The 7,825-nt window shown below is 66.2% G+C and carries 10 protein-coding genes; 4 read left to right on the top strand and 6 right to left on the bottom strand.

Translation table 11 applies throughout. The features are described from left to right. The 3 genes from EOD07_RS14725 to EOD07_RS14715 form a co-directional block, all read right to left on the bottom strand. On the bottom strand, window positions 1–601 hold a 601-nt coding region (locus EOD07_RS14725; RefSeq protein WP_281059053.1), incomplete at its 3' end, for a DNA polymerase ligase N-terminal domain-containing protein. 12 nt (window positions 602–613) lie between these two features. Next, window positions 614–1,480 carry a Ku protein gene (locus tag EOD07_RS14720; protein WP_127235992.1) on the bottom strand — a complete coding sequence of 289 codons (867 nt, stop codon included), beginning with the start codon at window positions 1,478–1,480 and terminating at the stop codon, window positions 614–616. A gap of 92 nt (window positions 1,481–1,572) precedes the next feature. Further along, window positions 1,573–2,079, bottom strand: a complete 507-nt coding sequence (locus EOD07_RS14715) for a ferritin-like domain-containing protein (RefSeq protein ID WP_127235991.1) — start codon at window positions 2,077–2,079, stop codon at window positions 1,573–1,575. A gap of 397 nt (window positions 2,080–2,476) precedes the next feature. Here EOD07_RS14715 and EOD07_RS14710 point away from each other — a divergent pair, with 397 nt between their 5' ends. From EOD07_RS14710 to EOD07_RS14700, 4 genes are all read left to right on the top strand, one after another. Next, entirely contained in the window at window positions 2,477–2,623 is a 147-nt protein-coding gene (locus EOD07_RS14710; RefSeq protein ID WP_116389945.1) for a hypothetical protein, read from the top strand. Window position 2,624: 1 nt separating this feature from the next. Further along, a complete protein-coding gene (locus EOD07_RS39070) occupies window positions 2,625–2,750 on the top strand; it encodes a hypothetical protein (protein WP_263498209.1) in 126 nt (41 codons plus the stop codon). A 103-nt stretch (window positions 2,751–2,853) separates the two neighbouring features. Beyond that, window positions 2,854–3,300 carry a thiol-disulfide oxidoreductase DCC family protein gene (locus EOD07_RS14705; RefSeq protein WP_127235990.1) on the top strand — a complete coding sequence of 149 codons (447 nt, stop codon included), beginning with the start codon at window positions 2,854–2,856 and terminating at the stop codon, window positions 3,298–3,300. Between the two features lie 34 nt (window positions 3,301–3,334). Further along, on the top strand, window positions 3,335–5,077 hold the full coding sequence (locus EOD07_RS14700; RefSeq protein WP_127235989.1) for an SDR family oxidoreductase: 1,743 nt from the start codon (window positions 3,335–3,337) through the stop codon (window positions 5,075–5,077). Here EOD07_RS14700 and EOD07_RS14695 read toward each other — a convergent pair. From EOD07_RS14695 to EOD07_RS14680, 3 genes are all read right to left on the bottom strand, one after another. Next, the gene (locus EOD07_RS14695; protein WP_073989036.1) at window positions 4,972–5,349 is read right to left on the bottom strand and encodes a DUF1850 domain-containing protein; all 378 of its coding nucleotides are present in this window, start codon (window positions 5,347–5,349) and stop codon (window positions 4,972–4,974) included. The two genes, EOD07_RS14700 and EOD07_RS14695, sit on opposite strands and share 106 nt — an antisense overlap. Then, window positions 5,346–7,472: a TRAP transporter permease gene (locus EOD07_RS14690; RefSeq protein WP_127235988.1), complete on the bottom strand. Its 2,127-nt coding sequence runs from the start codon at window positions 7,470–7,472 to the stop codon at window positions 5,346–5,348. The genes EOD07_RS14695 and EOD07_RS14690 overlap by 4 nt, the downstream gene beginning before the upstream one ends. Before the next feature lie 232 nt (window positions 7,473–7,704). Further along, window positions 7,705–7,825, bottom strand: a 121-nt coding sequence (locus tag EOD07_RS14680) for a TAXI family TRAP transporter solute-binding subunit (protein ID WP_245470147.1), incomplete at its 5' end; no start/stop codon positions are given.

Raw genomic sequence — 7,825 nt, 5'->3', positions numbered from 1 at the left:
GCCAGACCTTCGGTTTCTGCCCCCTGGCGGCTTTGCCTTCACCGACCTCCTCGATGGTCAGGCCGGACTTCACCGATTTCGGTTCCTCCTCGAGAATATCCTCGCCCGGCCGGGCGGCGGCATCGTCGGACTTGATCAGCAGCCAGTTGTCGCGCTTCTCGCCGGAGCGGGGTTTCAGCCTGACCAGATGCCAGCGCCCATGCAGCTTGTAGCCCTGGAGCTCGAAGCCGATATGGCCCTTCTTCATGCCTTCGGCGGGATCGCCTTCCGGAATCCATTTGCCGTCGTCCCAGACGATGACCGAGCCGCCGCCATACTCGCCCTTCGGAATGGTGCCTTCGAAGGAGGCATAGTCGATCGGATGATCCTCGACATGCACGGCCAGCCGCTTCTCATGCGGATCGAGGCTCGGGCCCCGCGTCACCGCCCAGCTCCACAGGACGCCGTCATGCTCAAGGCGGAAATCATAGTGAAGCCGCGTGGCGGCATGCTTCTGAACGACGAAGATGCCGCCGCCGTGCTTTTGCTTGCCGACCTTGCCGGCCGGCTCGGCGGTTTTCCGGAAATCGCGCTTGGCGTGATATTGCTCGAGGCCGGCCATGCCGCCGCTCTCCTATGCGGATTTGCGCTTCGGCGCGGATGCCTTGGCCTTCGGCCGCCGCGCCGGCGTCTTTGACGAAGATTTGCCGGCTTTGCCGCCGCCTTCCGCGTTGAGGCTCTTCTTCAGCGCGTCAAACAGATTGACAACATTGGACGGTTTCGGCGGCGCCTTGGCCTTGGGCACCTTCTTGCCGGCCTTCTTGGCGCGGATCAGCTCAAGCAGCGCATCCTCGTAGCGGTCGTCGAATTTCGAGGGATCGAACTTCGTCTTCTTGCCGTCGATGATGTGCTGGGCGAGGTCGATCATCTCCTTGTCGGTCTTCGCCGCCGCGATGTCCTCGAAAACCGTTGCCGGCCGGCGCACCGTGTCGTCATAGCGCAAGGTAGTCAGCACCATGCCCTTGCCGAGCGGCTCGATCACCACCGGGCGCTCGCGCTGATAAAGCACGATGCGCGCCAGCCCCGCCATCTTCCTGGCGGCCATGGCGTCGCGGATGACGGCGAAGGCCTCTTCGGAGACCTCGTCGGCCGGCGAGACGTAATAGGGCGTGTCGAGGTAGATCTGCTCGATCGAGGATTTCTCGACGAAGCCGTCGAGGCTCAGCGTGTGCGAGGACTCGATCTCGACCGCCTCGATCTCGTCTTCCTCGATATGGACGAACTCGCCGTCGCTCACCTCGTAACCCTTGATCTCATCGCCTTCCTCGAGCGGCTTGCCTGTCCCGGCATCGACATAGATGCGCCTGACGGTGTTGCCGGTCTTGCGGTTGAGGATGCGGAACGAGACTTTCTCGGCATGGGTGACGACGTTGGTCAGCTCGATGGCGCAGGTGACCAGCGACAGTTTGAGATAGCCCTTCCAGGCCGGGCGTGGTGCCATGGCGAACTCCTGGCCAAATTTCCTGTGCGGCGCGATGCTACCGCAACGGCCAGGGGTTCGCTTGGGTTCCGGGAGGGCCGGCACGTGCCCCGTTATTCGGCCGCCTGAAGGTTGACCTTGCTTTCGGCGATCTCGGTGAGCTTGCGGTCGGTCGCCTCTTCTTCCTTGAGGTTCCTGGCCAGCACGTTGGCGCAGTCGCTGCGACCGAGCTGCCTGGCCCAGGCGATCAGCGTGCCGTAGCGCGTTATCTCATAATGCTCGACGGCCTGCGCGGAGGCGATCAGCGCCGCATCGAGGACTTCCTTGTCGTCGACATCGCCGCTGACTTCGTCGGCCTCCGCCAGGATGCCGTCGATGGCCGGACAGTTGACCGTCTTGGCCTTGACGCCGTGCAGCTCGAACACTTGCTCGACCCGCTCGATGTGGCCCTTGGTCTGCGTGAGATGCTTCTCGAAGCCGGCTTTCAATTGCGGATCGGTCGCCTTGTCGATCATCTTCGGCAGCGATTTCTCGATCTGCTTTTCGGCATAATAGATGTCGCGCAGGGTGTGGATGAAGAGATCGTCCAGCGTCTTGATGTCTTTCGAAAAGAAGCCCATGGCGGTTTGCCTTTCCATATTTCGCGTTGTCGGGAAGTTGCGCGGCGGACGGCCGTCAACACGGCCGGGCTGCCCCCGGCCTTACGGGTCAACGTTGCCTTCTGCGACAGGTTCCTGTCCGTCCGGCCGCGCGAAAGGAAATTTCCTGCCATTGGGTGAAGGTGAAACAGAAGCGCGGCCAAGCGACATCCGAACGAAACATATGTGATGCAAAAGTCACACGAGCCGGAAACGCGACGAAAGGCACCGAAAGACCGCGAATCAGCCGCAATCCGGCCACGATGCAGCGAGTTTCGGACCAGAAATTAACATCACGTTCACCGACTATTCACGCCTCGACGCTATGCTCTCGAACAATTCGGACGGGACATCCGAAAGCGGGACAGGGACCAAGTAAATGCACTTCTGGAATCACATCGCCGGCTACGCCGCCGCCATTCGCGAATTCGTCGCGCCGACCTATCGGCCGGAGCGCTATTACATGCGCGGCCCAGGCCCGGCCTGCGCGCGCCGCGGCAATTCGCTCGGCGTCAGCGCCAACTGACATGACCCGCGAACGCGCCCACCACAGCCGCATCTGCCGGCCGGCCGCCGACCAGCGCGCCACCACCTATCGCGCCGAGCGCCTGACGCTTGCCGCCAACTGGCGTGCGACAACGCCGCGACTTTGACGACGCCGCCCGCTGGCTTAGTGTCTCCCTAGTTTGACGCAATTCCGGACGGAAAACCGCTCACACTGGAATTGCTTTAGGGGCACAAGCAGCCGGGGCCGCGATGACCGACCTGCCCGAAAGTCCTGATTTCCCGCGCCAGGCCTATAACGCCCGCCAGCCGTTGATCGTCTTCGACGGCGTCTGCGTGTTCTGCTCGGGCTTCGTCCAGCTCATCCTCAGGCTCGACCGGGAAAAGCGCTTCCGCTTCGCCATGGCGCAGTCGCCGCTGGGTGAGGCGCTGTTTCGCCGGCATAGCCTGCCGACCGACGATTACGACAGCAACCTCGCCATCATCGACGGCGCGGCCTTCACAAAGCTCGACAGTTTCGTCGCCGTCATGGCCGCGCTCGGCTGGCCATGGCGCGCGGCGAAGGCACTGCTCATCCTGCCCCGGCCGCTGCGCGACTGGCTCTACGACCGCGTCGCCAAGAACCGCTACGCGCTGTTCGGCCGCAAGGACAGTTGCGAGATTCCATCGGCTGAGTTGCGGGAGCGGCTGATCGGCTGAGGGCGATTTCGGCAAGACCAGCTGGGGGTAAGGCATGAAGCTTCTCATCGTCGGCGGCTACGGCACCTTCGGCGGACGCATCGTCCAGCTCCTGGAGAACGAACCGCGCCTCGAGCTCATCATCGCCGGCCGGTCGCTCGCCAAGGCCGAGGCCTGCTGCAAGGAGCGGGGCACGACCAAGGCCAGGCTCATGCCGGCGACGTTCGACCGCGACGGCGATCTCGGCGCGCAGCTCGCCGCCTTGCTGCCCGACATCGTTGTCGACGCCAGCGGTCCGTTCCAGGCCTATGGCGAGGGACGCTACCGGCTGATCGAGGCCTGTATCGACGCGCGCATCCACTATCTCGACCTTGCCGACGGCTCGGACTTCGTCGCCGGCATTGCCGGCTTCGATGCCGCGGCCAAGGCGGCCGGCGTGATGGCGCTCTCCGGCGTGTCGAGCTTTCCGGTGCTGACGGCGGCGGTAGTGCGGCGTCTTTCGGCCGGCATGGCGCGCGTCGGCACGATCCGTGGCGGCGTCGCGCCGTCGCCCTTCGCCGGTGTCGGCGAAAACGTCATCCGCGCCATCGCGGGCTATGCCGGCCGGCCGGCGCGGCTGATGCGCGGCGGCAGACCGGCCAAGGGTTATCCGCTCACCGAGCAGATGCGCTATACGATCGCGCCGCCCGGGCGCGTGCCGGTGCGGAGCACGCTGTTCTCGCTGGTCGATGTGCCGGACCTGCGCGCGCTGCAGGCGCTGTGGCCGGAAGCGAGCACGATCTGGATGGGCGCCGGGCCGGTGCCCGAGGTACTGCACCGGGCGCTGATCGGCCTGGCCTGGCTGGTGCGTACCGGCCTCATCCGCTCGCTGTCGCCGCTGGCGCCGCTGATGCATTGGGCGACCAATCGGCTGTCATGGGGCGAGCATCGCGGCGGCATGTTCGTCGCGGTCGAGGGCACGGACGAGGCCGGCAGACCGATCAGGCGGTCCTGGCACCTTTTGGCCGAAGGCGATGACGGGCCGCTGATCCCGTCCATGGCGGTCGAGGCGATCATCCGCAAGGCGCTCGACGGCCGCATGCCCGCACCAGGCGCGCGGGCGGCGACGCGCGATGTCGAGCTGGAGGATTATGAAGCGCTGTTCGCCGGAAAGACGATCCACACCGGCTTCAGGGACGACACCGGCGAGCGGAAGGCGCTCTATCCCGATCTGCTCGGCGATGCGTGGCAAAGCCTTCCGGCCGAAATCCGCGCCATGCATGAGGGAGCGGCAATGGCGGACGGACGCGCCAGCGTCGAACGCGGCAGCGGCCTGCTTAGCCGGCTTGCGGCGCGCATGGCCGGCTTCCCGCCTGGCGCGGCCGATGTCCCCGTCAAGGTGCGCTTCGTTGCCGACGGGCAAGGCGAGACCTGGATCCGCACATTCGGCGCGCACAGCTTCTCGAGCCGGCAGTTCGCCGGAAGCGGCCGATCGGAGCGGCTGCTTTGCGAGTGCTTCGGCCCGCTCACCTTCGCCATGGCGCTGGTCGTCGACGGCAACCGGCTTCGGCTCGTGCTGCGCCGCTGGAGCCTTCTCGGCCTGCCATTGCCGATGTGGCTTTGCCCGCGCTCGAACGCCTGCGAAACCGTCGAGGACGGCCGCTTCCGCTTCCATGTCGAGATATCACACCCGGCGGCCGGGCTGATCGTGCGCTACCGCGGCTGGCTCGTGCCGGCGCAGGGTTCGAGCACGGTGGGTTCGCCGGCCGTCCTGCCCAGTTCCCGGCAGCCCGAGGCCGTGCACAGCGTCCAGCCTTGACCGGTGGCGCCGGACGCCGCGAGCACGAGGCGCGGCTGGGGTCCGATCCGCGGCGCATAGACCCACCAGCCGTCCCGCAGCACCGAGCCCTCGGGCGGCTCCATACCGGCGCCGGAGCCCTTGACCCGCGCCCGCACCACCTGCAGTCCGGCCGGCGATACTTTCCAATCCTCCTGCCAGCGCGTCCGTTCCACCGAATGCGTCCAGGACAGGGTGAAGGCGGCGGCGGCGAGCGTCACCGTCTTGCCGGCGGCGAGGACGCACAGGCTCATGCGGCGCCGGCCGTGGACAGCCGGCGGGCGCGCCAGCAGTGCCAGGCGATCCAGGCCAGCGCCAGCACCCAGCCGGTCTCGTCGGTGAGCGGCAATGCGGCCACCAGCAGCAGGCCGGCGCAGAAGGCGACGAGACGCTCCCACAAGGCCATGCGGCGGGCGAGGAAGCCGACGGCGGCGGCGCCCCACAGCACGATGCCCATGCAGGCCTTGACGACGATATAGGCGACCTCGACGGGATAGCCGAACGAGGCGGCGATCGGGCCGGCGTCCTGCAGCATCAGGGCCGGCGTGTAGACGGCCATGAACGGCACGACGAAGCCGGCGATGGCGAGCTTGGTCGCCTGGATGCCGATCTTCAATCCGCTTTCCTTCGCCATGGGCGCGGCGGCGAAGGCGGCGAGCGCCACCGGCGGGGTCAGGTCCGCCATGATGCCGAAATAGAAGACGAACATGTGGCTGACCACCAGCGGCACGCCGAGCGACAGCAGCGCCGGGCCGGCCAGCGAGGAGGTGATGATGTAGTTGGGGATGGTCGGGATGCCCATGCCGAGAACCAGGCAGGTGAGCATGGTCAGCACCAGCGACAGGAACAAATTGTTCTCGCCGATGGAGATGATCCAGCCGATGAAGGTGGAGGCGATGCCGGTGAGCGTCAGCGTGCCGATGACGATGCCGACGATGGCGCAGGCGATGCCGACGGGGAGCGCGTTCTTCGCCCCTTCGGCAAGCGAGTCGACACAGATGCGCAGCGTCTCGCGCCCGCCCTTGAAGGCGAGGCAGGCGATGACGAGCGCCGCGATGACGAGGCTCAGCACGTTGACGCCGAAGCGCATGAAGGAGGCGGCGGCGAGCCCGAGCGCCAGCCAGAAGACGAAACGGAAGGCCAGCGGTCCGATCAGGGCCGCCAGCGGCGTGCCGAGGATGAGCACGATGGTCAGCGCGAGGCCCATCGTGCCGGCGAAGATCGGCGTGTAGCCGGCAAACAGCAGGTAGACCAGCACGGCGAGCGGCAGCACGAGCGGCCAGTGTTTTCGCACCGCCTCCCAGGGATTGGGAAGCTCCGCCTCGGCCATGCCGTGCAAACCGGCCTTGCCGGCCTCCAGATGCACCTGCCAGAAGCAGGCGCCGAAATAAAGCAGCGCCGGGATGATCGCCGCCTTGACCACCTCGGCATAAGGGATGTTCAGCGTCTCGGCCATGATGAAGGCGACGGCTCCCATCACCGGCGGCATGATCTGGCCGCCCATCGAGGAGGTCGCCTCGACAGCGCCGGCGAAGGCGGAGCGGAAGCCGAAGCGCTTCATCAGCGGGATGGTGAACTGGCCGCTGGCGACGACATTGGCGACGCCCGAACCGGAGATGGTGCCCATCAGCGCCGAGGACAGCACGCAGACCTGGGCCGGGCCGCCGCGCCACGAGCCGACGAGGCCGAGCGCGAAATCGTTGAACAGCGCGATCATGCCGGCACGTTCGAGGAAGGCGGCAAAGACGACGAAGATGAAGATATAGGCCGCCGAGACATAGACCGGCGTGCCGTATATGCCTTCGGTGCCGTAGGCGAAGGTGTCGACCAGCTGCGCGAAATCATAACCGCGATGGATGAACGGCGGCGGCAGATGATTGCCGACGAAGCAATAGGCGAGGAAGATGAAGGCGATGACCGCGAGCGGCAGGCCCATCAGCCGCCGCGCTGCCTCGAAGACCAGCACCACCAGCAACGTGCCGACGATCAGGTCCGGCGTGGTCAGGAAGCCGGAGCGGCGGATGAGGTCGGCGTAGAAGACCCAGTTGTAGAGGCCGGTGCCGAAGCCCAGCACGCCGAGCGTCCAGAATGCGGCCTTCGCGGCCATGCCGGTGGCGCGCAAATTGGCGATCAGGGCGAAACCGAGCAGCAGCAGGAAGCCGACATGCATGGCCCGCACCACCTGGCTGGGCAGGCTGCCATAGGCGGCGATGTAGATCTGGAAGACGGAGAAAGCGACCGCGATCAGGAAGGCCACCTTGCCGGCGAGGCCTTCGCCAAAGCCGGGTGGCAGACCTTCGACCTGTTCTTCGGCGACGGGAAGATGGAACGTGGCCGAGTTGCCGTCGCTTGTCGTTCCGGGCGTTGCTTCGCTCATCCGACGGGCTCCAGGATGAGCGAATGGCAATGCGAGGCACCCCCCTCTGCCCTGCCGGGCATCTCCCCCGCAAGGGGGGAGATTGGCAGTTTGGGCGTCGGCGTTTCATCTGCGGCTTTGGTGATTTGCGAAAGTCGCCATGACAGCCGATCTCCCCCCTTGCGGGGGAGATGGCCGGCAGGCCAGAGGGGGGTGCCTGGCGAAGACATCTCAGCTCGTCGCGCCACTCTTCTTACTTCAGCAGTCCCTTTTCCCGGTAATATTTCTCCGCGCCGGGATGCAGCGCCACGGGCATGCCCTCCAGCGCCTTGGCCGGATCGATCGCCTTGGCGGCGGCATGGGCGGCGGTGAGC

It is taken from the genome of Mesorhizobium sp. M2C.T.Ca.TU.002.02.1.1 (assembly GCF_003997225.1).
This window is presented reverse-complemented; position numbering and strand designations above follow the sequence as displayed.